Source organism: Methylobacterium sp. WL18, assembly GCF_008040015.1.
Classification (GTDB): Bacteria; Pseudomonadota; Alphaproteobacteria; order Rhizobiales; family Beijerinckiaceae; genus Methylobacterium; species Methylobacterium mesophilicum.
Genome location: NZ_VRVD01001076.1, coordinates 1 through 921, shown reverse-complemented (window position 1 = coordinate 921; position 921 = coordinate 1). Strand labels below are relative to the sequence as shown.

The window sequence follows — 921 nt, the reverse complement described above, 5'->3', positions numbered from 1 at the left end:
GGCTGCACGGCGCCGGCCGGTGCGATCGCCCCGGTGGCGGCGGGCTCCGGTGCCGGGGGCGGCGTGTCGAGATTATAGATGTCGTCGCGAAAATGCGCCGTCCCGTCCGGGGTGGCGTAGCCCGTCAGGTAGACGAACGTCACCGGCACCGGCTTGACCAGCTTGATGTCGCGGCGCTCCCCGTCGGCGATGCCGGTCTCGATCTCGATCGGGCCCCAGCTCGTGCCGGGCCCGTTGGGGCCGTCGGTGCCCTGCAGCAGCCAGCCGACCAGCTCCTTCACCTGCCCGACCCGGACGCAGCCGTGGCTGTGGAAGCGCACGTTGGCGGCGAACAGGGACTTGGCCGGCGTGTCGTGCATGTAGACGGCAAAGCGGTTCGGCATGTCGATCCGCACCTGGCCGAGCGAATTGTCGAAGCCGGAATCCTGGCGCAGCGTGTAGGCCGCGGCCTTGTTGCCCGCCCAGTCGATCTTGGTCGGGTCGACCTCGCCGGCGGGGCCGAGGATGCGGATGTGGTTCCGGGCGAGGTAGCCCGGGTTCTTGCGCATCTGCGGGATGATCTCGTTCTTCACCACCGAGGCCGGCACCGTCCAGGTCGGGTTGAAGTTGATGTCGGTGACCCGGGTCTCCACCGTGGGTGTCGCCTTGTCGGGGGAGCCGACCACCGCGACGTAGCGGCGCGCCACCACGCCGTTCTCCACCGCCTCGACGATGGCCGAGGGCACGTTGACCACGACGTAGCGCTCGCCGAACGGGAATTTCGAGCCCATCAGCCGAGCCGCCGAGGCCGCGAGCTGGCGCTGCCGGGTGGCGGCCGGCACGTTCAGGGCGTTGATCGTGAGCCGGCCCAGGATGCCGCTGTCGGGCAGGCCGTGGCGGCCCTGGAACGCCGCGATCGCGGCCACCAGCGGCGGGTCGAGC

Annotated in this window: 1 protein-coding gene; it reads right to left on the bottom strand. The window is 70.8% G+C overall.

Translation table 11 applies throughout. From position 1 onward, the window contains the following. A partial coding sequence (locus FV228_RS30980) for a L,D-transpeptidase family protein (protein WP_147857891.1) occupies window positions 1-921 on the bottom strand: 921 nt, incomplete at both ends.